The sequence below is a fragment of the Gordonia sp. DT101 genome, assembly GCF_049844895.1.
Lineage (GTDB): Bacteria > Actinomycetota > Actinomycetes > Mycobacteriales > Mycobacteriaceae > Gordonia.
Map to the genome: position 1 here is coordinate 323,385 of NZ_JBNCLX010000002.1, position 22,329 is coordinate 345,713.

The window sequence follows — 22,329 nt, forward strand, 5'->3', positions numbered from 1 at the left end:
AAATCGGCTGTCCCACCCGGTGACGGCGGTACGGTCCAGTGATGAAACAGCTCATCAGGGCCATCGTTGGTGTCGTCGCAGTGACCGTCGTCGCGGGTTTTCTGCCCGCGGAGGCGGCGGCGACGCCGTCGTCGGGTATCTCGGCAGTCACGCTGGCCGAAGGCGACATCCCCGCCGGACTCCTGCCCTTTGTCCCCAAGGGAGTCCACGTCGCGGTCCGCGAGATCACGGTCGCGCCCGGCGGGACAACCGGTTGGCACTATCACGACGGGGATCTCGTCGGACTGATCCGCTCGGGCACTTTCACGCATCCAGGCCCCGATTGTGTCCCCACGATCTACCGTCCGGGCGAGATCATCCGAGAGCCGCACGGACAGGCCAACACCCACGCCGGGCGCAATCTCGGCGCCACTCCGGTGGTCCTCGACGTGCTCTACCTGCTCCCTTTGGGCAAGCCGTTGTCGGAGGACGCGCCGGCGCCCGGGTGTGACAAGGAGTAGTCCGGCCACAGATTCGGTGGCGGCAACGGCCTGATGATCTGGCGCTGATCTCGTAGTGCCCGAGTCTGTCGGTGGGATGGTTTAGTCTTGTCGTAGTTGTTGTGACGCGGGTGTGCTTCTCTTGTTGACGGGCGAATGTTGTTGGTGTCCTGTCGATCTTGTCCTTCGTGGTGTCGTGGCCGCGAGGATCTCACGAAAGTCCAACACCGTGTTCACCTTCTCGGATGCCGTTGCGGATGATGCCGTTGCGGATGATGCCGCTATTTCGTCGCTGGGTGCTGATCAAGTGGCTGACGCGGCTCGGGACCTGGTGCGGTTGAGTCGGCAGGCCGAGGCGCGGGCGGTGCTGTTGGCCTTTCGGATCGGACAGGCCGCCTATGACGAGGTGTTGTTCGCGCTGTCGGCGGAGCGGCAGATGATGGTGCGCAACCAGGCCGACAAGGCCGCCGTCGGGGAGATCTCGCTGCAACTCGGGATGTCACGGATCAAAGCGGGCACCTGGTACAAGCTCGGCGATGCGCTGCAACGTCGCCCCAAGATCCGCCTGGCCTATCTCGCCGGCGAATTGAGCACCCACCGGATGTCGGTGATGGTGCACGCCCTCGAGTCGGCGCCAGAGCCGAGTCCTGTTGTCGCGTCGGATACGGCCCCGGACACCGAGACACCGGTTGACCCCGATGCTTCGATCGGCCACTCCCAGGCGGACGACCTCGACTCCGATCGGTCGGCCGACGAGGAGTCTGGTGATCTGGAAGACCGTGCGCTGGAACTGTCCTCGCATCCGTCGACCGACGCCGTGTTGCGCGATGAACTCGAAGCACTCGTCATCAGCCTCGACCCGGTGGCCGCGGCCGAGACCCGCGAAGGGTTTGCCGAGACGTGGCAAAACCTCACCATCACCAATGACAGCTCCGGACACGCGAACATCGACGCCTGCGTACCGGCCGAACACGGCGTGGCCCTGCGGGAACAGATCGCGGCCTTGATCGCTGCCAGAGTGTGTCGAAACGACCGGCGCACCATAGGCCAACAACGCGTGGCAGCATTCGTCGAACTGGCCCGCCTGGGCGGCCGGCTCGTCTGCACCTGCGGCGGAGATGGCTGCCGCGTCGGCAACGCCGATTCGCAGGCGGAGGCCGACTCCGGTACCGCCCGGCATCGTTTTGATCGCAGTGACGAATCGGACGGGCGGGCGATTCGGATGGCCCGGGCGAATCGTTCGAAGCGGCACGGCCGTCTGATCTCGTGCTGCCCGAACTGACCGTCGTCCTCGATCCCCTCGGCATCGAAGTCCCCCGGCTACGGGGTTACGGTGCGATCGACCCGGCATTGGCGACGGATCTGAGCGGCCGTGCCCGAGTCGTACGGCTGCCGGAAACCGCCCGACATCGGCCGGCAGGCCTGCTGGTCCGTGACCGCGGCCCCGCACCACCGGTCGATCGGACCGGGCACGGCGGCTTCGACCTTCCGCCGCCGGGAGCGCTCACCTACACGCCGTCAACGCGGGTTCGCGGCGAGATCCTGCTCTCGGATCACCACTGCCGATACCCGTATTGCGGCATGCCTGCCGATCAGTGCGAGATCGATCACCTGGTGCCGTTCGACCATCGTGAGCCGCACCTCGGTGGCTGGACGGTGCCCGAAAACCTCGCGCCCATGTGCCGACCCGACCACCAGCGTAAACACCAAGGCTTCTGGCTCCCCACCATGCACACGGACCGCACCATCACCTGGCGCAACCCCAGCACCGGACAGGAGATCGTCACGTATCCGCGCTGACCGGCGGGGTCTGACGCGATGACCTCCATCGATAGCCATCGTCGATCAATGGGGCGAAACTGAGTCTTTCTCGCGGAACAATCTTCGACCTACGCTCGAACATCGGCCACCCAGCGCCGTGTTCGAGCAACCGGCGGGACGAGGAGATCTCACGTCATGTCCGCGCCCGAGTCCGTTGCGGAGACAACCGAGGAAGAGGAGCCCTCGACCCATGGGGTCGTGGAGCGCCCGAGCGGTCGGCTCCTCCGACCTCGCGAGGTACTACGTGATCTCGGTGGCACATATGTCGTCAACGGTGTCGTCGGGCTGATCTTCTCGGCCTCCGGACCGGTTGCGGTCATCTTGGCGGCGGGATCTGCGGGGAAGCTCGACGCCGCGGCCCTGTCGTCGTGGATCTTCGGTGTGTTCGTCCTCAACGGCATCCTGACCCTGATCGCCAGCTGGGTGTATCGCATGCCGCTGGCGTTTGCCTGGACGATCCCGGGCACCGTACTGGTCGGTGCGTCCCTGAAACACCTGTCATGGGCCGAGGTGCTCGGAGCGTTTCTGGTCACCGGGGTGCTCATCTTCGTGATCGGACTGACCGGGCGGGTGCGAAAAGTCATGTCGGCCTTGCCGACACCGATCGTGATGGCGATGGTGGCGGGAGTCTTCCTCCAGTTCGGCATCGACGTGGTGCGTTCTGTCGGTGCCGATCCCGTTGTGGCGCTTCCGATCGTGATCGCGTTCTTCGTTCTGCAGTGTCACGGCACCCTGTCCCGGTGGATGCCGCCGATCATCGGCGCGTGTCTGGCCGGCGCGGTGGCCGTGGCGGTGAGTGGCAAGTTCCACCTCGGCCACGAGACGGCCTCGTGGCTGGCCACCCCGCTGGTGCAGGCGCCCGATTTCAGCGTCCGCGCCATGCTGGAATTGGTTGTTCCGCTGGTGGTCACCGTGATCGTCGTCCAGAACGGTCAGGGTGTTGCCGTTCTGAAGTCGGCCGGCCACCAGGCGCCGGTCAATGTCGTCACGGTCGTGTGCGGGGTGTGGTCGATGCTGGCGTCGGCAGTGGGAGCGATCTCGAGCTGCCTCGCCGGACCGACCAACGCTCTGCTCGTCGCCGGTGGCGAACGGCAGCGTCAGTACACCGCCGCACTCACGTTCGGTGTGCTCGCAATCGCGGTCGGGCTGTTCGCTCCGCTTTTCGTCGAGGTGATGGACGCGATGCCCGCGGCCTTCATCGCCACGGTCGGCGGGCTGGCGCTGCTGGGTGCTCTCCAGAACGCCTTCCGATCGGCGTTCAGCTCGCGGTTCACGATGGGTGCGCTCGTGACGTTCCTCGTCTCGATCTCGGACCTGAGCTTCTTGAACATCGGTTCGGCATTCTGGGGATTGATCGCCGGGCTGGTGGTGTCCCGGCTGATCGAGCGGGAGGACTTCCGGGCCGCGGCATCGTGAGGTGTGCACGGCGCCACGAGGACTAGCGTGGGGCGAGTCGCGAATTGCGGCGACGGTGCGAACACAGACGGTGCGAACACAGACGGTGCGAACAAGGGAGTTTCGACGATGACCGAACGGTTCGAGGTGCCCAGGGTGATCGAGGCCGACAAGGCGGAGATCTTCGCGCTGCTCTGTTCCCCCGAGGGGCACATCACGATCGACAGCTCGGGGATGCTGCAGAGCGCCGACGGCGAGTCCGTGGGAGCGGTGGGCGACGAGTTCCTGGTCCACATGGATCGTGAGTCGCTGAATGATCGCCCCATGGGCAAGTACGACGTCCGTGTGATCATCACCGGCTTCGAGCAGGATCAGTGGATCGAATGGTCGATCGCCGGGATGGTCCGGCCCCCGCTGGATCATCGCTACGGGTATCGACTCGAATCCGTGGACGGCGGCACACGGGTGACGTCGTATTACGACTGGAGTCGGGTGCGTGACGAGGCTCGTGGCGTCTTCCCGATCATCCCGGAGACGGCGATCCGGGCAACGCTCGGAATTCTCGCGCGGACCGTCGAAACGGCTTGACCAGCGAATACTATTGCGGCTCAAACCTTCTGAATCCGACATTTCACCCCGCATCCGGCTCGCCGCGTGGCGTCCGTAGACTCCGGAACATGTCGAGACTCCAGACTTCGCTGCGGCTGACCCCTTCCGCGATCTCTCCCTCTCGGTCGGCCGGGCGCACGTTCACCACGCGGCGGGCCTTTGCAGCGTCGGTGATTCTCGCCGTTTCTGCCGTCGGGGGCGTTCTCGGTGTCGCGCGTCCGGCAGCGCCGGCCAATGCGGACATGGTCCTCGGCGGGCATTCTGTAGGAGGCAAGATCGGGGACGCCTACGTCTTCAGCGGTGGCATCCTCAAGTGGGGTATGCCGACCGGGCCCGAACATGCCGCGGCCAAGGGCGGACGTTTCCAGAACTTCAAGCGCGACGCCTCGTTCTACTGGCATCCGTCGGCCGGTGACGGCAAGGCGCATGAGGTGGGTGGTGCCATCCGTCAGCGGTGGCAGCGGTCGGGAGCGGAACGCGGTGCCATGGGGTACCCGACGAGCAGTGAACTCAAGGTGGGCAGCGGTCGCCTGAACAATTTCCAGGGCGGTGTCATCTGCTTCAGCGATTCTGGCGGTGTGCAGGTCGTGCGCGGCGGAATCCTGAAGAAGTGGCAGGCACAGAAGGGTGCCGCCGGGTACTACGGCGTGCCACTCGGCGGCGAGTACAAGGTCGGCGGACGCTACGCCCAGGACTTTCTGAACGGCACGATCTTCTGGCCGTGATGGAGGGTCGGATCGGTTCGCCTGGCTTTTGAGGCGTGCCGGCCGGGTTTCGATACGCGTCGGACTCGCTCCGCTCGCGCGACGCTACTCAACCAGCGGTGGGCGGGGCCGGACTCGCTCCGCTCGCGCGACGCTACTCAACCAGCGGTGGATGGGGCCGGACTCGCTCCGCTCGTGCTACTCAACCAGCGGTGGTCGCGCGACTCGTCTGACTGCTGCGGCCGAGAAGCCCGAGGGCGCGGTGCCAGGCATCGCCGTCCTCGACGTCGCGGATCGGCCCGAAAACTGCGTCGTCCCCACGGTCTGCCGGGATTCGTTCTGCTTGGGCGAGAACGAGATCCACGATATCAGGGGATGGACGGTAAGCATCCCCGACGGCGTCCCACACGTGCACTGCCAGGTCGAGCGTGTGTATTGCCAGGACGGCATCGAAGGGAATCGCCTCCTGCCTGATCTCGACCAGGCGTACTCGGGCGGCGGGTTCGCCGTCGATGGCTGTGGCCACAGCGGTCCTCGACTCGTCCCAGAGCGTGTGAGACCTGGGCCGATAGGTGGACCGGTCGGCATCGCCGTCGGCGATCGCGGCGGCGAACCCGAAGTTCTGCCCGACCATGTGGCAGACCAGATCTTCGATCGTCCAGCCCACGCAGCGGCTTGCGTTGGGCATCATGGCTGATGTGAGTGCGTCGATCATGTCGTCGGCGTCGGTGAGTGCGCGACGATGGAGTTCGGTGAGTGTGGCCATGGGGTAATCATCTACCATGGTAGATGAATTTGGAAGGGGCAATGCGTGACGGGTGACGATCGTGGGATGGATCTCGGCGCCGCGGCCGGGGCACTCGCCCGGGCGATGGTGGCCGCGGAGACGCCGATACTGGACCAGGCGGGCCTGTCGATGTGGGAGTACGTGGTGCTCGATGCGCTCGCCGACGCCACCGCGATCTCGCAGGCGGACTTGTCGCAGCGGACGCGCCGAGACCCGACCCGGCTCGGTCACCTTCTCGACGCATTGTCCGACCGCGGGCTGGTCGAGCGGGCTCGATCGACCGACCGCCGCCGCGTGACCGTCTCGACGACCCCTGCCGGGCAGCAGTTGCTCGCGGAGGTGAAGCGGCAGATCCGCGCGATGGAGGAGTCGTTTCTGCGGTCGGCCGTCGGCGACGGCGGTGGGGCGACGGCCCGGGCTCTGCTGAGCAGTCTGGGTCAGGCGGCGCGGGGGTTGTCCATCGACTGAGGACGACCGGATCGGCCGACGCTCCTGGGTATTTGGCCGACACCCGGCCTGGTGCGAACGGTGCGGAGTACAAACAGGTGATGACCGACAACGCCGTCATCGAGATCAGCCGCGACCACAACCCGTTCGGCCAGGACGGGGTGGTGCGGGACGCCACCGGGATCTTGCGATACGCCGCCGTCCCGGCAACGCTCATCGACATCCTCCGCGACCGGGCCGCCGCGCAGCCCGATGTCGAGGCCGTGGTCGAACTCGGTGGTCGCCGACTCACCTACGCAGAGCTGTGGGACGCGGCCGCGCGCGTCGCGGGTGGGCTGCGGGCCCAGGGCGTGGCAAACGGGGATCGAGTCGCGGTCCGCTACGCGGCCGGCATCGACTGGGTACTCGCCTTCTGGGGCACCGTGCTGTCGGGTGGAATCGCCGTCGCGGTGAACACCCGATCGGCCGAGCCCGAGGTGGCGTTCGTCCTCGAGAACGCCGGAGTCACCCTGGACCTGGCTCCGGACACTCCGCTTCCGGATGGCGAACCGTACGCCATCGATGCAGCGACGGCCGGCGACGTCGCGGCGCTGTTCTACACGTCGGGCACCACCGGCCGCCCCAAGGGCGTACCCACCACACACGAAGCCTTTATTGCCAACGCCGAGAACATGATTCGCTGTTCCGGTCTCTCCCGCGAGGCGGGCGCGGACTATCGGACCCTGATCTCGGTCCCGCTGTTCCACGTGACCGGCTGCAACTCGCAGCTCCTGGTGGCCACCTACGTCGGCGGTACGGCGGTGATCATGCCGCAGCTCGACGTCGCCGCCCTGGTGGATGTGCTCGTCGCCGAGAAGATCGGTTACATGGTCACCGTGCCGGCGGTGTACGCGCTCCTGCTCCGCCACCCGGCCTTCGCGGACGCAAAGGTTTCCGGTGTCCGCGTGGTCGGTTACGGCGGTGCGCCGATCGCGCCGTCGACGGTGCAGGAGATCCAGGCGGGGTTCGGCGAGGCCACCGTCATGAATGGCTACGGAATGACCGAAACAGCTTCCCTGGTCACGGTTTTGCCTGACCAGGATGCCGTCGAGCATGCCGACTCGGTCGGCTACGCGGTGCCGTCGGTGGACATCGGCATCGTGCCGATTTCCGACGACCCGACGATCGGCGAACTCGTCGTGCGGGGAGCGAACGTCGCGACCGGCTACTGGGAGCGCCCCGACGCCGACGCCGAGACGATCGTCGACGGCTGGCTGCACACCGGAGACGTGGTCCGCGTGGACGACGCCGGACGCGTGCACATCGTCGACCGGATCAAGGACATCATCAATCGCGGTGGTGAGAACGTGTCGAGTATCGAGGTCGAGGCCGTGCTCCTCTCGGCGCCCGGTGTGGTCGATGCCGCGGTGGTCCCGGTGCCCGACGACGTGATGGGCGAGAAGGTCGGCGCCATACTGGTTTCCGAGTCGGGTGAACTCGACCTGGAGGCCATTATGGCGCACTGCCGAGAGAATCTTGCCGACTTCAAGATCCCGCAGTTCGCGGTGGTGTCCGGAGAAACGTTGCCGCGCAATGCCGGTGGAAAACTCTTGAAGAAGAAGATTCGCGAGCAGGTGCAGTGGGGCGACCCGCTGCGGTAGGGATCGCACCGGTTCGCGCGGTATGCCGGCCTCAGGTGATAGACACAGTGGATGCCGACATACTTCACCAGCACCGATGGCGAGACCCTGACCCCCACGAAGTGGGCCGGCAGCCCGTGGTCGGAGAAACAGATCAGCGGGCCGGTGGTATGTGGCGCGTTCGCGCGGGCGTTGGAACGACATGTGCCACCCGACTTCATCCCCATCCGGCTGACGGTGGACATGTTCAGCCCGGTCCTCAAGCAACCGTTCACCGTGGACACCGAGGTCATGCGGAAGGGTTCCCGCATCGTGGTGGTGGACGCGGAGATCGTGCAGGACGGTAAGCCGCGGGCGCGGGCCGCGGCGGTGATCGCCGCCGCAGCCGACGATCCGCGGGGCGAGACCTGGCATGCCCCGGTCGACGAATTGCTGACTCCGCCCGACCGCACCGCCCGCGACGGCGGGGACGTCCCACTGTTCCGTAGTGGCGAACAGGACTGGTCCACCGACTACCTCAGCAACCAGAATGCGCTGCGCAAGAGTGTCTGGCAGGACCAGGGACGGCTGATCGAGGGGGAGGAGTCGTCGGGATTCGTGCGGGCCGCCATGGTCGCCGAGAACACCAGCATGGTGTGCAACTGGGGCTCCGAGGGCGTCGGGTTCATCAACTCCGATCTCACCGTCGCGCTGTCCCGTATGCCGCACAGCGCCGACTTCGGTCTGCTGGCCATCGACCAGTTGATGGGCCAGGGAGTCGCGGTCGGAAGTGCGTACCTGTTCGATCGCGACGGCGCCTTCGGCATCGCGACGGTGTCCGCGCTGTCGAATGTTCGCCGGCAGCTCGATCTGGCGAGTCTGGCCGAAGAGCACGGGTGGGACAACAGAGGCGATGACGAGGGTGACCCGACGCCACCGTGAGGTGTCGGTCCCGTCAGGTCGTGGACGACCGACGGGTTCGACAGACAGTCGCAGACCGAAATCGCAGGCGCGCCGTACGGGGGCGTGATGGGAGGCGGCGGTGCATCCCTGCGGCCGATGCATGCGGCCAACTGCTCGGCGGCCTGCGGGATAACGCCGACGAGGTGGGTGCCTGGGCGTATGCGGCCCGAGCCGCCGATTCAGCCTCTGGACAGCGGGCGGTCCATATCATAGTGTGGCGTTACGCGTCCGTAGGTTACCGGCTGGTAAGGGCGCGCTGGGGGTGGTGCGCATCGTGGTGGGGCGGCGCGTTTGTCGATGTGTAGATCGAAATAGCTTCTCCGGCGGGTTGTCTCACACGACTGTTGAGGTGGCCCTCGGTGGCCATTGCCGACCGCACCGGCGTAGGGGATTTCGGCGATACCGAACTAGGGGGGGGCTGGTGGCGAGCACAACTGCTGACAAGCTTGCGGATCTGTACAAGAAACTGGAAGACGCGCGTGAACCGGCAGGCGACGCCGGCATCGCGAAGCGCCAGGCGAAGGGGATTCCGAGTCCGCGAGAACGGATCGCGATGCTGGTGGATTCCGGAAGCTTTGTCGAGATCGGGGCGCTCGTCAAGCAACCCGGGGCCCTGGACGCCCTGTATGGCGACGGCGTGGTCACCGGCCACGCCACGGTCGATGGCCGTCCGGTGGTGGTGATCGCGCATGACCAAACTGTTTTCGGCGGTTCGGTTGGCGAGATGTTCGGGCGGAAGGTCGCGAAGGCCATGGAGTCGGCAGCGGCGATCGGGTGCCCGTTCGTCGCCATCAACGACTCGGGCGGCGCACGCATCCAGGACGCTGTGACGTCATTGGCCTGGTACGCGTGGGTGAGTCGAAAGCAGCACAACCTATCGGGCCTCGTGCCACAGATCTCGGTGATGCTGGGCAAATGTGCTGCCGGAGCGGTGTATTCGCCGATCAACACCGACGTGCTGATAGCGACCAAGTCGTCGCACATGTTTGTCACCGGTCCGGACGTGATCCGGGAGACGACGGGCGAAGAAGTCACTCTCGACGAGCTCGGCGGCGCCTTCAATCAGGCGCAGAACGGCAACATTCATCATGTTGCCGAGACCGAGCAGGCCGCGTTCGACTGGGCGCGAGCGTATCTGAGATTCATGCCGTCGAGTTGCTTCGAGCGGGCACCGCTGGTCAACCCCGGCTTGGAACCCGAGATCACCGATTCTGACCGGGAACTGGACAGTATGGTTCCCGACGAGCACCACGTCGGGTACGACATGTTCGACATCTTGCTGCGACTGTTCGACGACGGGGACCTGCACGAGATCAGCGAAGGCGTGGCCAACAACATGATCACGGCATTCGCTCGCGTGGATGGCCGCAGTGTGGGTGTGGTCGCGAATCAGCCGATGGTGGCGGCCGGTGCCATCGATGCACGCGCGTCGGACAAGGCCGCCCATTTCATCCGTCTGTGCAACGCGTTCGGACTGCCGTTGATCTTCGTGGTCGATACGCCCGGGGTGCTGCCGGGCGTCGAAGAGGAGCGGATCGGGGTCATCAAGCGTGGCGGCCGTTTCTTCTACGCTGTCGTGGAAGCGACTGTGCCGATTGCGACAATCGTCGTGCGCAAGGCATTTGGTGGCGGTTATGCGGTGATGGGGTCCAAGCAACTCGGCGCGGACATCAACCTTGCCTGGCCGACCGCCCGTATCGCCGTGATGGGTGGCGAAGCCGCCGTCGGCCTGACCCAACGCCGTCAACTCGCCGCGGTTCCCGAGGAGGATCGAGCTGCCGTTCGGCAGCAGATGGTCGACCTCTATGACACGACCGTCGCGACCCCCTGGGTGGCTGCCGAGCGAGGCTACATCGATGCGGTGATCGAGCCGTCGCAGACCAGGCTCGAATTGAGGAAAGCACTGGCGATGCTCGCCGACAAAGACGGCCCCCGGGACACCCGCAAGCATCTCCTCATGCCGCTCTAGGTCATTGAGCCGTGGGTAGAGACTCGGCCTCGGTTCCGCGTGAGCAGATGATTGCTCGACCAGGCGGCGGGTGAAGCCCGGTGGCGGCGGTGAGGATGACCGATGACTTCGGCTGTGCAGTGCGGTCAGTCTGACTGGAACGCCGGTTCCGCCGACGGGAGACCCGAGGTGAATTACAGAGGAGTGAGCCGTTTATGGACCGAGAGAACGTGACCGCCACCGTGACTGTCGACGCGCCCGCCGCGACCGTGTTCGCGGTGCTGGCCGATCCGAACACCCACGCCGCGATCGACGGCACCGGCTGGGTGCGCGAAGCCGTCGATCCGGCGCCGCTGACCGTGGTGGGGCAGACATTTCGGGTCGACATGTACCACCCGAACCCGGACTATGCGGATGGGAACTATCAGATGACCAACCAGGTCGAGGTGCTGGACCCGCCACGCGCCATCGGTTGGCAACCGGGCCAGGAGAAGGACGGCGGTCTGGAGTTCGGCGGCTGGACCTGGCGGTACGACCTGTTGGCGAACAGCTCGTCGCAGACCGACGTCACCCTCACCTACGACTGGTCGGCAGTGCCGGAGTCCATTCGTGAGTACATCCAATTCCCGCCCTTCGGTCCCGAGCACCTCACCAATTCGTTGCAGCATCTCGCGGAGATCGCGGTGGCGAGATCCGGGGCGTGACGAGCGGTTTTCGCCCGTACGCCGCTGGTTACCTCATCTTTTCCCCTGAGTGGGGCGAATGGAACGGGCTGCTCACCCATCCTGCGACGACGGCGAGACCGGTGGGTCGATGTACTGCGAGGAAGCCGAACGGACGGTCGAAGGTGACCTGAACGGCCTTGACGCGGTACCGCTCCGGGAGTGGTGCGCCGCTGGCTATCAGACCGAAGTCGGTGACCGCGGCTGCTTCGAAGCCTTCGGCAAAGAACCGAGCCAACACGTTCTGTACACCCTGCGAGACGTACGGCGGGACCGGGTTCAGCAACGGCAGGTGCGAGGTGTCGGGGTCGGTCAACGTCCGCAACCCGAAAAGGCCCCGTTGGGCAAGTAGGTCGTGGTGGGTGGTGATCTCGAAAGACGGTAACTTCACGCTTAGCTGGTCGTCAGGGGTGCGGGATTTCTCGAGGCGGACCGTCAAACCGGGTGCGTCACGCTCGAAGTCGGCGGCGGTTGGACCCGTGCCTCACCTGCCAGTTCGCGCAGTCCGGCGGACAGCACGTCCGCGGGTCGCTCGCCGAGCAGCAAGTGAACGTCGAGATCACCGTCGCCCTCTACCACGACGCGGGTCACCGAATCATCGAGTCCTGCCACGGCGGCGAGGTCGTAAGTTGTCCGCTCAAGCCACTGCCGATCGGGCGCATCCGTCGTGGGGCCGTCACCGCGCGGCGAACTCTCGAACGGTGTACGCCAGCGCACGCGAGTCGCGAGTGCGGACGCGACCACCATCACCCGGGTGTCCTCGGTGATCTCGAGAGGGAAGTGGTCGATGAGCCCGCCGGTCTCGTCTGCCGCCCACCGATCAAGGGCCGCTTGATTTGTCAGCTTCCCCACAACACCGTCAGGCAGCTGCGATGCCCAGCGGTCGCGCAACGGAGTTCTTTCGTGCGTCCAAATGCCCATCGCGGCGGTGGTCGACACGCCTGCACGAAGGACATCGAGCACCTCGAGGGCCTCTATCCGAGCGGAGTCGGCGGGCCGCCCGAGTGTTGCCGCCAGTTCTTCCGGACCACCTGGAGTTCGGCGGCTGGACCTGGCGGTACGACCTGGTGTCGCACACTTCGTCGCAGACCGACGTGACGGGAGCGCCCCGACGCCGACGCCGAGACGATCGTCGACGGGTGGCTGCACCTGCGGTAGCGGCCGTGGAAGGAGGAATTCGCGCGACGTCGGCGATTGTGGCCGGGGGGATGGAGCGGAGACGCGAGAGCGGGCCGGAACTCAGTTCTCGGGTTCGTGACCGAGTCCACGACAGGTGAAGGACCAGTAGAGGTCGGCCAATTCGTTGAGCGAGAGTTCGCCGTCGGACCGATACCAGTCCTTCACGAGGCCGATGAAGCGGAGAATGCCGAACACCACGACCTTCAGATGCTCTTGCGGCCGAAATGTCCCTGCTGCGACTCCGTCTTCGATGATGCCGATGAACAGAGCTTGGTAGTCACGGCGAACCTCCTCGAGTTCGGCCGCATGTTCAGGAGGCAGGTGATGATTGTCGCGGCTCATGGCGAACAACGGTCCCGCGGACGGATCAACGCGCCGCACACTGTCGCGGATCGCCTCGCGGAGACGGATCTCCGCCGGTTCGCCGGATTCGGCGATCTCGCGCAACCGATCCGTGAACTCGCGCATGCCAGCCATCTGCACGCGGAAGAACACGGCTTCCTTGGTTCCGATGTGGTAGAAAATACTGCCTTTCGGCATCCCGAGATCCTTTGCGACCGCATCGACGCTGGTACCGCGGTATCCGTGGGCCAGAAAGCTCCGTGCGAAAGCGGCCTCGATCTCGGTCGCCGTCGCCCTCGAACGCTTGGCCTTCGGTGGTGTCATGTCGTCACCACATACATCCGAATGCTCCGTCTTCTCCCCGGACCGGTCAAGGAATCCATGGTAGTCAATCTTGTCTCACACATCCGGACGGGCAACCCGGACCAGGCCGTCGACGGCCACCGGACCCAGTTCTCCGACGATCAGCGGATTCACGTCGACCTCGATCACGTCGGCGCACTGTGCCATCAGCGAGCTCACAGCGACGATCACGTCACCGACAGCCTTGACAGCGGCGTCGTCAAGGCCGCGGGAGCCGGCGGTCAATCGTCCACCACACAGCTTCCGGAGCATGCGTTCGGCGTCGGCATGGCTGACCGGCACCAGCGACATCTCGATCTCGTTCAGGGTCTCGACCATGACGCCCCCGAGACCGACAAGAACCGCCGGACCGAGCGTGCTGTCGCGGATTGCTCCGACGGTCAGTTCCAGTCCGCGGCCGACCATCTGCTGGATCACCACCCGAACTTCTCCGGTCACACCGCTCGCGGCTCGCATGTCGGCAACCGCCGTGCGAACCTCTGCCGGGTTGCGTACATCCAGACGGATACCCCCGACCTCCGTCTTGTGCTCCGCAACTGCGGGATCGAGTTTGACGGCCACCGGGTAGCCCACCGTCTCCGCTGCCTGTACGGCACCGGCCTCATCGACGACGCCGATCTCGGGCACGACCGGAATGGTAAAGCGTGACAGTAGGGTCCGGGTCTCATCGGCGGAGAGAGTGCGGTGTGTCGATCCACGCGACCTACCCTCGCTCAACTGGGGTGTCTCCACGGGTGGCCGCGCCCGCAGATCTGCGTAGGTCTTGAGCGCAACCATCGCGTTGGCAGCATGAACAGCATCCGGGACACACGGGATTCCGCGTCTGTTGACGATGACGGAGTTCGGGCCGGACACCGACAAGACGACGGGCTTCGTCACCTTGTCGCGGACACGCTTGATGGCAGCGAGGTTCTCGTCAAAGGTTCCCATCGCCAGCCCGCTGACAATGACCATGTCGAAGTCGTCATCGGTCACCACGGCGTCGAGGATCTCGGCAAAGCCCGCCGGATCGTTCACGGCGTTGGCCGTGTAGTCGATGGGGTTCTGCGCGGAGCCGTAGTCCGGGATCAGCTTCTCGATGCGCCGCGCGGTCTCCTCACAGGTCCGCGGCAGGGACAGTCCGCCGGCATCGAGTGCATCGGCGATCATGATGCCCACGCCACCCGAAAGGGTCATCACCGCAACACGATCTCCGGTGGGGAACCGCCCGCTCGACAGGGCTGCTGTCACGGTTACCAGTTCCACCGGAGAACTCGCGCGCATGATGCCCGCCCGGTCCAAGAGCGCCTGGGCGAACCGGTCGGGTGCCGCCAACGATCCACTGTGGCTCGCCGCAGCCCTGGCACCGGAGTCGGATGCACCGGCCTTCAGCGCGACAATCGGTTTTCCGAGCTCGAGTGCACGACGACCGGCCGCGTACAGCACCTCCGGATCGCTGAGTGCCTCGAGGTAGACCATGACGGATTGCACGTCCGGCCGCTCCACCAGCGCGGCGATGGCCTCGGCCGCACTGACATCGGCTTCGTTGCCGGTGGTGCACATGTACGAAACATGTAGGCCGAGCGCTTGCGCTGCGTGGAAGAAGACCGAGCCGAGGGCGCCGCTCTGACTGACGATCCCGACCCCCGGCTCCGCTGACGGCGCCACGTCGGTCTGGAGATCCGCGAAGGTTGCCAGGACCCCGGACGGGATGCTCATGGTCCCGACGCAGTTGGGGCCGATGATTCGCATGCCGGACTCGGACGCCACGGTACGGAGACGGTCCTGCATGGCTCTGCCCTCAGCGCCGGATTCGGCAAACCCTGACGAGAAGACGATGGCCGCTCGGCATCCCGACGCAGCGAGCTCGTCGATAGCATCGGGCACGAGGTCTGCAGGGAGCGCGAGAACTGCGAGATCGGGTGCAGCAGGAAGGTCGGCGATCGAGCGCGCGGCCGGGTGGCCCTGCACGGTATCGCGATTGGCGTTCACGGCATAGATCGGACCGGCGAAGTTGTCGAGGAACCTGGCGAGCACCCGCCCGCCGATGCGCGTCGGATTGTCTGACGCGCCGATGACGGCAACACTGGCCGGCGCGAACAGAGCATCGAGGTTTCGACCTCTTGGCGTCACCGGTGAGCTCCTCCGAAAGTGATCTCGCGCTTGTCGATGGCCGCCGCGACGGCATTGCGGAAGTCATCACGGTCGAGGCTGACGAGTGCCCGGCGCGTGCCGTCGTCGTAGGCCTCATCCCAGGGCCGTGTCGCGTCCATCCTCATTTGCTCCCGGATGTTGCGAACGGAGAACGGGGAGTTGCGTGCGACCCGGGCCGCGATCCGCTGTGCAGTCGCCAGGACTTCGTCGCGATCTTCGAGATGCTGCACGATACCCATGCGATAGGCGTCCTCACTGGTGAAAGCATCGGCGGTCAAGAGGATCTCCAAAGCGTCACCGCGGCTGACATGTCGCTGCAACAACCATGACAGACCGGCCTCAGCAACCAGGCCGAGACTGGCGAACGGTGCCGCCCATTTCGCACCGGTGGCGGCGACCCGAATATCGGCCTGCAGGACGAAGGACAATCCAACACCGGCCACGGTGCCGTTCACCGCGGCAACAATCGGTGTGGTCATGCTCATCGGGTAGTCGTAAGACGGATTCGTCTGCCCGCGCGCGACATCCGCAACGTCGAGGTGCGCGAGTTCTGCACGGTCCTCACCGGGCCAGAAGTCCCGGCCGGTTCCGGTCACCACGATGCATCGGACATCGGGGTCTTCCTCGGCCTCCTGGAGGAGCCCGAAGAGTCGTTGTCGCATGGCGGGCGTCGTCGCATTGTGACGGTCCGGACGATTGAGTATCAGGGTCCGCACCAGGCCATCCTGACTGCTCAGAACGAGGTTCTCGGTGTTGTCAGGCAACATTTTCGGCCACCGCCGCTGGTGTCGGATCGGCCAGACGGGCCGCGGTGGCGCGGCGGGCGTGGGCGTTCATGCCGCCGAGTTCCCGTTGCAGGCCGACCAGTCGACGCGTGTGCCGGACGAGCCCATGTTCGGTGGTGATTCCGATGCCACCGGTCACCTGATGGGTGTTCTCGTACACCTGTACAGCTGCCATGCAGGCGTACGTTGCGGCGCATGCGGCCAGGTAGTCGTCGTCCGCCCAGGCGGCATGGCGCGCCAGCCAGGTCGTTCCCTCGGCGAAGACCTGGGCGCGGGCCAGCCGGTGCTGGACGGCCTGGAACGCGCCGAGGGGGCGCCCGAAAGCGATTCGCTGGGAGACGTAGGGCACGGTCAACGAGATCGCGCCGGCCATCGCACCTGCTGCTTCGGTGGCCATGGCGATGCGCCATCGTCGAGCCACCGCTGCCGCCTGCGCAGTGGGGAGCGGGGTCGAATTGTTGATCTCCACGCGCGCCACCGGCGTTCCGACACCGTCTGTGAGGGGCGTGACGGTCACCTGATCCTTGTACGCCACAAACGCATTGTCTCCGTCGACCCCGAGGAACACGTCCGCAACAGCCCCGTACCGCACCAGTGAGCGGCGCCCATCAATCAATCCGACGACGACAGGATCGTCACCCAGTCCGTAGACATCGCCGACCAGGAGTCGGGCGCCCACCGGGGCCAGCACGCCCGATCGTGAAATGGCTTCGGTGACAAGAGCAGCCTCGAGCGGTCCCGCGGTGGAGGCGAGGTCGAGAAACCCGCCATCCGAAAGCGCGGCGATCGTACGCCGGGCCTGGTCTTCGTCGCTCGTGTCGGTGGTCGCGCGACGGACCGCGTTGACCGCCGCGTCGACGATATCGGCCTGGTCCGGGGTCAGCGTGAGTTTCATGCCGGACGTCCTTCCTTGGGTAGCTGTAGGGTCTGCTTGGCGATGAGGTTGAACTGGATCTCGATGGCGCCGGCGGCGATTGGACTGGCGGTCATGCTGACCATCGAGCGCCCGGCGATCGAATCGGGATCCAGCGACTCCATCCCGGATATCTCGTGGATCGCCCAGCCGACCGCGGGTTCGAGAAGTCCGAGCGCTGCCTGCCCGACCGGCGCGACGTTGCGTGCCTTGCCGTGTTCGGTGTTCTCACGCTCGTCGATAGCGAGGAAATTGAGCAGTTTTGTCGCCTCGGCCATCGCATAGGCGCGGCCCGCGGTTGCCGACACATCCGGATTCGTGGGATCGACATCGGGGTGTTCGAGGAGCGTGTCGAGGCGCCGGAGTGCATTTTCGTGCGTGACCCAGCCCGCCCGCTCGTTCGCCAGCACCGTCATGATGGTCTGCCATCCCTTGTTCTCGGGACCCAGTCGGGAGCTCTCCGGCACTCGTACGTCGGTGAAGAACACCTCGTGCACCAGGTGAGCGGCGTAAGGTGACGGGATCTCCCGGACTTCGATGCCTGGGGTTTCCATTGGCACCAGGAAGATCGAGATGCCCTTATGGCGCTCGGCCTTGGGATCAGTCCGGCACAAGAGGAAACAGAATTCCGCCCGGTGGGCGTAGGACGTCCAGCACTTTTGGCCGTTGATCACGTAATCGTCACCGTCGCGGACGGCGGCGGTGCGCATGGAAGCGAGGTCCGACCCGGCGTCCGGTTCGGAAAAGCCTTGACACCACAGCACACTCCCCTCGCCGATGCGCGACAGGTGATAGTCCTTCTGCTCCTGGGTGCCGGCGTAGATGATCGCCGGTCCGATCCAGTTGACGTTCATGTACTGAGGTCCGCGCGGCTCGCCGCTACCCCACGCCTCTTCTCCGAGGATCGCCTGTTCCCAGCCGGATGCCGAACGTCCGCCGTACTCCTCCGGCCAGTGCGGCGTGAGGAGTTGTTCTCCGGCGAGCGCCTGGCAGAACGCGATCGAATCGTCACGGTCCTTGGTGGTCGGCATGTCGCGGTCGTGATGAGTCCAACCAGGCCGCGCGTGGGTGGCGAACGCTTCGTGGATCCGAGTGCGGAATTCTTCCTCGGCTCTCGTCCATCCGAACTCCATGGCTCTCCTTGATGCAAGTGCGCGCCCGACTGGCGAGATACGTGAATCAGCCTTGCGCGCAACGGAATAATTCCAGAAGGCTCTTGATGAACCCTAGCCAAGCTCTCGTGACTCGTAGTACTCTTCGAAACTAGCCGACCGGTTGACTAGTCGTCAAGAAGTGGTCGGGCAGTGTTTGACAGAGAAGGACTCACATGGCACTTGACTCGCACGTGCGAGATCGGCTCACGTTGCCGGTGTTCTGTTCACCCATGTTCCTGGTGACCGGCCCGGAATTGGTTCGGGAGGCATGCCTCAGCGGCATCGTCGGCGGGCTGCCGCGTCAGAACGCACGCACGCTCGAGGAGTTCGACTCCTGGCTGCGAACCATTCGCGAGGGGATCGACGAACGGCTGTCCGAGGACTCCGACGCGCGCGTCGGTCCCATCGCGGTCAACCTCGCGGCGCGGATGGATGACGCCGAGCTGGCGGAGAATCTCGAGGTTTGTCGGCGTCATGGTGTGGAGATCATCGTGAGCGCGATCGGTAATCCCGCGAGAATTGCTGAACGCGTACATGATTGGGGTGGCATCGTCTACCACGACGTCACCTCGTTCTACCACGCCGAGCGCGCGATCAAGGGCGGGGTGGACGGTCTTGTCGCGATCGGTGCAGGTGGCGGTGGCCACTCGGGGACCGTCAGCCATCTGGTTCTCGTGCCGCGGCTGCGACAGATGTTCGACGGTGTCATCGTCATGGCCGGAGCGGTCGGCCACGGCGCGGCGATCCGCGCGGCCGAGGTTCTGGGTGCCGATCTGGCCTACATCGGCACCCGATTCATCGCCTCGCAGGAGTCACTCGCAACCGACCGGTACAAGGAACTGCTGATGTCTGATTCGGCCACCGACCTGCGATACACGAACGGGATCTCGGGGGTCCCCGCGAATTGGATGGCTACTTCCCTCGCAGACGTCGGATTGGACCCCGATTGTCTGCCCGAACCGTCGGGGACGCTGAACAGTGACCACCTGCCGGCGGACATCACTCCGTGGCGCGACATCTGGAGCGCCGGGCAGAGCATCGAGTTCATCGACGGCATCCCCACCGTCGGCGAGATCGTCCAGCAACTGCGGTCCGAGTATGCCGATGCATGCCGCCGCCCGCAGATCGACCAGGATTGAAGGAGAGCCCATGACACAAGCGGATACACAGGTCACTGCAACCAATGCCGGCGGCGAGACTGTGCTCGATGCATTCATCGTAGGTTGCGGGGTGTCGGGCATCGAAGCGCTTCACCGGCTCCGGTCGGCGGGTTTCGACGCGATCGCGGTCGACGCCGCAGACGGTGTAGGGGGCACGTGGCACTGGAATCGCTATCCTGGCGCGCGGCTCGATTCCGAGAGCTACAGCTACGGATATTTCTTCTCCGAGGAGCTCCGGAACGGTTGGGACTGGTCGGAGCACTTCTGCGGCCAGCCCGAGAATGAGCGCTACTTCAACTATGTCGTCGACGCGCTCGACCTGCGCCCGTTCATGAAACTCGGTACTGCCGTCACCTCCGCGCATTGGGATCCCGACGGCGGTACCTGGCTGGTCACGACCGCCGACGGCGACCGTTACCGCACCCGATTCCTCATCACGGGTATCGGCATCCTCTCAGACCCCAAGTATCCCAACATCCCTGGTCGGGAACGGTTCTCGGGTGCGGTGGCGCACACCGCCCGGTGGCCGAAAGGAGGTCTCGACCTCAAGGACAAGCGGGTGGCCGTCATCGGAACCGGGTCGAGCGGGGTGCAAACCATCGCCGCCATCGGGCCGATCGTCGGCTCACTGACGGTCTTTCAGCGCAGCCCGAACTGGTGTCCGCCCTTGAACAACGAGCCGATCACCCCGCTGGAGATGGCTGAGATCAAGGGGCAATACGAGGCGATCTGGACCAAGACACGAACCACCCGCGGCGGCTTCATTCACGGTCCGATCACCGCTTCGGCACTTTCCTTCAGTCCGGAGGAACGGCGACATTGGTACGAAACACTTTATGGCCGAAGAGGGTTCGCCCGCCTGTACACCAATTTCATCGAGGTGATCCGGACGAAGGAGCTGAACGCGGAGTTCTCGGAGTTCCTCGCGGAGAAGATTCGTGCGCGTGTCGAGGATCCTGAAGTGGCGAAGAAGCTGATCCCCGTCGACCACGGCTTCGGGCAGCGGAGACCGCCCTACGAGACCGGTTACTACGAGGTCTACAACCAGCCGAATGTCGAACTCGTGGACACCACCGAGACTCCGCTGGCAGAAATCACCGAGAACGGGATTCGCACCACCGAAAGGGAATTCGAGTTCGACGTCATCATCTACGCAACGGGGTTCAACTCGGTGACCGGCGCTTTCGAGCGGATTGACATCCGCGGTCGCGACGGGGCATCACTCGGCGACTCCTGGCGACAGGGGCCGAATACTGTGGCCGGTCTGGGGACTTACGGATTCCCCAATCTCTTGATGCTCGGAGGGCCACAGGCCATGGGCGGCAACATTCCCCGCTGTATCGAGCATCAGGCACTGTTCCTCGACTCGCTGATGCGACACATGCGCGACAACGGCCTCAGCCGGATCGAGCCGACGCAGGCCGCGTGCGACGAATGGACTGCGCACGTGGCGGAGGTGGTCAGTATGACGCTCTACGCGGAGACCAAGTCGGGATGGTTCTGGAACGCGGTCGAAGGGGCGACCGGTCATTCATTCGGGATCTATCCGGCCGGTGTGGTCGAGTACGGCAGGCGCTTGCGTGAGATCGAGGCCAACGGATACCAGGGTTTTGTACTGTCATGACCGAGGGGGACAATGATGAGGGCAGAACGATGACATCGGAAGCGGACGCCCGACCGTCGCCGAAGCAGGAAGGGCGCCTGTCCGATCCGGCGATGGATCTCTCCACTGACAGTCGGATGAACCCTGATCTGCTCGCGACGCTGAAGCGCTTCGGGTTCGCCGCGAACAGTGGACCGTCGACGGTGGATCGCACCAGTTCGCATGCCGACCGGCTGGCCGTGGTGGCCACCACTGAGCAGGGCTTCGAGACCTTCTACGCCGCATTGAACGAGACGCCTTCTTGCGGTCCCGCCGTCGAGCGGACCACCGGGGAGGTTCGAGGTGTCGACGGCAACGACATCGCCCTCAACATCTTTCGACCTTCCGGGACCACCGGGCCGCTGCCGGCGGTGATCTACCTGCACGGTGGCGGCATGACGATGCTCGCTGTCGACGGCCCCGTTCACAACGGCTGGTGCATGGCGCTCGCCGGTGCCGGGCTGGTGGTGGTCGCCGTGGACTTCCGCAATGCCGGCGGTGTCGGCGGTCCTCACCCGTTCCCCGCCGGACTGAACGACTGCCTCAGCGCACTCGGCTGGGTGCATGCCGAGCGGGAGCGGTTGGGCGTCTCGACGATCGTTCTCCAGGGCGAGTCGGGTGGTGGAAATCTCGCGCTGGCAACGGCGTTGAAAGCGGCCCGCGACGGGACGATCGGCATGGTCGACGGTGTCTACGCCATGGTGCCGTTCATCAGCGGTGGCTATGCGTGGAGCGACGAACGAAAGCTGCGGGAGTTGCCGTCGATGATCGAGAACGACGGGTACTTCGCCTCGTGCTCGAGACTCGATGTCCTTGCGGCCACCTACGACCCGGACTTCGGAAACGCCGACAATCCGCAGTGCTGGCCATACTTCGCCAGTGTCGACGACCTTCGCGGACTGCCGCCTCACGTCATCTCCGTGAACGAACTCGACCCGCTCCGCGATGAAGGCAGAGCCTATTTCCGGAAGCTTGTTCAGGCAGGCGTCGTCGCCCATGGACGTGTGAACCTGGGCCTCACCCATGCTGCCGAGACCATCTTCCCGACGTCGGTCCGCGAGGCGCATGACGCGACCATTGCCGACATCAAACGGTTCGCGGACAGTCTGTGAAGCCCTCGGCACATCTGTCGGCCACGGCATTGTCATAGGACGAACCGACGGGTGATCAGACGAACCGGCGGTC

General features: G+C 65.2%; 22 protein-coding genes. 14 read left to right on the forward strand and 8 right to left on the reverse strand.

Annotated features, from left to right (window positions below; genetic code table 11):
- Positions 1–41 precede the first annotated feature (41 nt).
- The 6 genes from ACLQ3I_RS08025 to ACLQ3I_RS08050 all read left to right on the forward strand — a co-directional run bounded on the left by ACLQ3I_RS08025 (position 42) and on the right by ACLQ3I_RS08050 (position 5,029).
- Complete coding sequence (locus tag ACLQ3I_RS08025; RefSeq protein WP_425792391.1) at positions 42–500, forward strand: cupin domain-containing protein; 459 nt, start codon at positions 42–44, stop codon at positions 498–500.
- Between the two features lie 286 nt (positions 501–786).
- Positions 787–1,761, forward strand: coding sequence for a hypothetical protein (locus ACLQ3I_RS08030; RefSeq protein ID WP_425801098.1), 975 nt, complete (start codon positions 787–789; stop codon positions 1,759–1,761).
- A complete protein-coding gene (locus ACLQ3I_RS08035; protein ID WP_425801100.1) occupies positions 1,746–2,279 on the forward strand; it encodes an HNH endonuclease signature motif containing protein in 534 nt (177 codons plus the stop codon). Before ACLQ3I_RS08030 ends, ACLQ3I_RS08035 begins: the two co-directional genes overlap by 16 nt.
- Positions 2,280–2,435: 156 nt before the next feature.
- Positions 2,436–3,716: a benzoate/H(+) symporter BenE family transporter gene (locus ACLQ3I_RS08040; RefSeq protein ID WP_425801102.1), complete on the forward strand. Its 1,281-nt coding sequence runs from the start codon at positions 2,436–2,438 to the stop codon at positions 3,714–3,716.
- A gap of 108 nt (positions 3,717–3,824) precedes the next feature.
- On the forward strand, positions 3,825–4,283 hold the full coding sequence (locus ACLQ3I_RS08045; protein ID WP_425801104.1) for a polyketide cyclase: 459 nt from the start codon (positions 3,825–3,827) through the stop codon (positions 4,281–4,283).
- An 89-nt stretch (positions 4,284–4,372) separates the two neighbouring features.
- Positions 4,373–5,029: an LGFP repeat-containing protein gene (locus ACLQ3I_RS08050; RefSeq protein WP_425801106.1), complete on the forward strand. Its 657-nt coding sequence runs from the start codon at positions 4,373–4,375 to the stop codon at positions 5,027–5,029.
- A 181-nt stretch (positions 5,030–5,210) separates the two neighbouring features.
- Here ACLQ3I_RS08050 and ACLQ3I_RS08055 read toward each other — a convergent pair whose 3' ends face one another.
- Positions 5,211–5,774 carry a maleylpyruvate isomerase N-terminal domain-containing protein gene (locus ACLQ3I_RS08055; RefSeq protein WP_425801108.1) on the reverse strand — a complete coding sequence of 188 codons (564 nt, stop codon included), beginning with the start codon at positions 5,772–5,774 and terminating at the stop codon, positions 5,211–5,213.
- A gap of 45 nt (positions 5,775–5,819) precedes the next feature.
- Between ACLQ3I_RS08055 and ACLQ3I_RS08060 the strand changes: the two genes are divergently transcribed.
- The 5 genes from ACLQ3I_RS08060 to ACLQ3I_RS08080 all read left to right on the forward strand — a co-directional run bounded on the left by ACLQ3I_RS08060 (position 5,820) and on the right by ACLQ3I_RS08080 (position 11,455).
- Positions 5,820–6,263: a MarR family winged helix-turn-helix transcriptional regulator gene (locus ACLQ3I_RS08060; RefSeq protein ID WP_425792397.1), complete on the forward strand. Its 444-nt coding sequence runs from the start codon at positions 5,820–5,822 to the stop codon at positions 6,261–6,263.
- Between the two features lie 80 nt (positions 6,264–6,343).
- Entirely contained in the window at positions 6,344–7,882 is a 1,539-nt protein-coding gene (locus ACLQ3I_RS08065; protein WP_425801110.1) for a class I adenylate-forming enzyme family protein, read from the forward strand.
- A gap of 51 nt (positions 7,883–7,933) precedes the next feature.
- Positions 7,934–8,782, forward strand: coding sequence for an acyl-CoA thioesterase domain-containing protein (locus tag ACLQ3I_RS08070; RefSeq protein WP_425792399.1), 849 nt, complete (start codon positions 7,934–7,936; stop codon positions 8,780–8,782).
- Positions 8,783–9,224: 442 nt separating this feature from the next.
- Positions 9,225–10,772: an acyl-CoA carboxylase subunit beta gene (locus ACLQ3I_RS08075; protein WP_425801112.1), complete on the forward strand. Its 1,548-nt coding sequence runs from the start codon at positions 9,225–9,227 to the stop codon at positions 10,770–10,772.
- Between the two features lie 194 nt (positions 10,773–10,966).
- Complete coding sequence (locus ACLQ3I_RS08080; RefSeq protein WP_425792400.1) at positions 10,967–11,455, forward strand: SRPBCC family protein; 489 nt, start codon at positions 10,967–10,969, stop codon at positions 11,453–11,455.
- Positions 11,456–11,483: 28 nt separating this feature from the next.
- Here ACLQ3I_RS08080 and ACLQ3I_RS08085 read toward each other — a convergent pair whose 3' ends face one another.
- The 7 genes from ACLQ3I_RS08085 to ACLQ3I_RS08115 all read right to left on the reverse strand — a co-directional run bounded on the left by ACLQ3I_RS08085 (position 11,484) and on the right by ACLQ3I_RS08115 (position 18,321).
- Positions 11,484–11,912 (reverse strand): serpin family protein, encoded by a 429-nt coding sequence (locus ACLQ3I_RS08085; RefSeq protein ID WP_425801114.1) that lies wholly within the window; start codon positions 11,910–11,912, stop codon positions 11,484–11,486.
- Positions 11,909–12,325 (reverse strand): hypothetical protein, encoded by a 417-nt coding sequence (locus tag ACLQ3I_RS08090; protein WP_425801116.1) that lies wholly within the window; start codon positions 12,323–12,325, stop codon positions 11,909–11,911. The genes ACLQ3I_RS08085 and ACLQ3I_RS08090 overlap by 4 nt, the downstream gene beginning before the upstream one ends.
- Positions 12,326–12,712: 387 nt before the next feature.
- Positions 12,713–13,318 carry a TetR/AcrR family transcriptional regulator gene (locus tag ACLQ3I_RS08095; protein WP_425801118.1) on the reverse strand — a complete coding sequence of 202 codons (606 nt, stop codon included), beginning with the start codon at positions 13,316–13,318 and terminating at the stop codon, positions 12,713–12,715.
- A gap of 75 nt (positions 13,319–13,393) precedes the next feature.
- Positions 13,394–15,469, reverse strand: coding sequence for an acetate--CoA ligase family protein (locus tag ACLQ3I_RS08100; protein ID WP_425801120.1), 2,076 nt, complete (start codon positions 15,467–15,469; stop codon positions 13,394–13,396).
- Positions 15,466–16,257 (reverse strand): enoyl-CoA hydratase/isomerase family protein, encoded by a 792-nt coding sequence (locus tag ACLQ3I_RS08105; protein ID WP_425801122.1) that lies wholly within the window; start codon positions 16,255–16,257, stop codon positions 15,466–15,468. The genes ACLQ3I_RS08100 and ACLQ3I_RS08105 overlap by 4 nt, the downstream gene beginning before the upstream one ends.
- Positions 16,247–17,170, reverse strand: a complete 924-nt coding sequence (locus ACLQ3I_RS08110) for an acyl-CoA dehydrogenase family protein (RefSeq protein ID WP_425801124.1) — start codon at positions 17,168–17,170, stop codon at positions 16,247–16,249. Before ACLQ3I_RS08110 ends, ACLQ3I_RS08105 begins: the two co-directional genes overlap by 11 nt.
- Positions 17,167–18,321, reverse strand: a complete 1,155-nt coding sequence (locus tag ACLQ3I_RS08115; RefSeq protein WP_425801126.1) for an acyl-CoA dehydrogenase family protein — start codon at positions 18,319–18,321, stop codon at positions 17,167–17,169. Before ACLQ3I_RS08115 ends, ACLQ3I_RS08110 begins: the two co-directional genes overlap by 4 nt.
- A gap of 194 nt (positions 18,322–18,515) precedes the next feature.
- Between ACLQ3I_RS08115 and ACLQ3I_RS08120 the strand changes: the two genes are divergently transcribed.
- From ACLQ3I_RS08120 to ACLQ3I_RS08130, 3 genes are read left to right on the forward strand one after another with little or no spacing between them, the layout of a single operon-like run.
- Complete coding sequence (locus ACLQ3I_RS08120) at positions 18,516–19,481, forward strand: NAD(P)H-dependent flavin oxidoreductase (RefSeq protein WP_425801128.1); 966 nt, start codon at positions 18,516–18,518, stop codon at positions 19,479–19,481.
- A gap of 10 nt (positions 19,482–19,491) precedes the next feature.
- Positions 19,492–21,126 (forward strand): flavin-containing monooxygenase, encoded by a 1,635-nt coding sequence (locus ACLQ3I_RS08125; protein WP_425801130.1) that lies wholly within the window; start codon positions 19,492–19,494, stop codon positions 21,124–21,126.
- A 29-nt stretch (positions 21,127–21,155) separates the two neighbouring features.
- Positions 21,156–22,256 carry an alpha/beta hydrolase fold domain-containing protein gene (locus ACLQ3I_RS08130; protein WP_425801132.1) on the forward strand — a complete coding sequence of 367 codons (1,101 nt, stop codon included), beginning with the start codon at positions 21,156–21,158 and terminating at the stop codon, positions 22,254–22,256.
- Positions 22,257–22,329: the final 73 nt, after the last annotated feature.

Excerpts from the sequence above, each read along its gene's own strand:
- ACLQ3I_RS08025 (WP_425792391.1), top strand. The coding sequence starts at position 42 with ATGAAACAGCTCATCAGGGCCATCGTTGGTGTCGTCGCAGTGACCGTC.
- ACLQ3I_RS08040 (WP_425801102.1), top strand. The coding sequence starts at position 2,436 with ATGTCCGCGCCCGAGTCCGTTGCGGAGACAACCGAGGAAGAGGAGCCC.
- ACLQ3I_RS08045 (WP_425801104.1), top strand. The coding sequence starts at position 3,825 with ATGACCGAACGGTTCGAGGTGCCCAGGGTGATCGAGGCCGACAAGGCG.
- ACLQ3I_RS08050 (WP_425801106.1), top strand. The coding sequence starts at position 4,373 with ATGTCGAGACTCCAGACTTCGCTGCGGCTGACCCCTTCCGCGATCTCT.
- ACLQ3I_RS08055 (WP_425801108.1), bottom strand. The coding sequence starts at position 5,774 with ATGGCCACACTCACCGAACTCCATCGTCGCGCACTCACCGACGCCGAC.
- ACLQ3I_RS08065 (WP_425801110.1), top strand. The coding sequence starts at position 6,344 with ATGACCGACAACGCCGTCATCGAGATCAGCCGCGACCACAACCCGTTC.
- ACLQ3I_RS08070 (WP_425792399.1), top strand. The coding sequence starts at position 7,934 with ATGCCGACATACTTCACCAGCACCGATGGCGAGACCCTGACCCCCACG.
- ACLQ3I_RS08080 (WP_425792400.1), top strand. The coding sequence starts at position 10,967 with ATGGACCGAGAGAACGTGACCGCCACCGTGACTGTCGACGCGCCCGCC.
- ACLQ3I_RS08095 (WP_425801118.1), bottom strand. The coding sequence starts at position 13,318 with ATGACACCACCGAAGGCCAAGCGTTCGAGGGCGACGGCGACCGAGATC.
- ACLQ3I_RS08105 (WP_425801122.1), bottom strand. The coding sequence starts at position 16,257 with ATGTTGCCTGACAACACCGAGAACCTCGTTCTGAGCAGTCAGGATGGC.
- ACLQ3I_RS08110 (WP_425801124.1), bottom strand. The coding sequence starts at position 17,170 with ATGAAACTCACGCTGACCCCGGACCAGGCCGATATCGTCGACGCGGCG.
- ACLQ3I_RS08115 (WP_425801126.1), bottom strand. The coding sequence starts at position 18,321 with ATGGAGTTCGGATGGACGAGAGCCGAGGAAGAATTCCGCACTCGGATC.
- ACLQ3I_RS08120 (WP_425801128.1), top strand. The coding sequence starts at position 18,516 with ATGGCACTTGACTCGCACGTGCGAGATCGGCTCACGTTGCCGGTGTTC.
- ACLQ3I_RS08125 (WP_425801130.1), top strand. The coding sequence starts at position 19,492 with ATGACACAAGCGGATACACAGGTCACTGCAACCAATGCCGGCGGCGAG.
- ACLQ3I_RS08130 (WP_425801132.1), top strand. The coding sequence starts at position 21,156 with ATGACATCGGAAGCGGACGCCCGACCGTCGCCGAAGCAGGAAGGGCGC.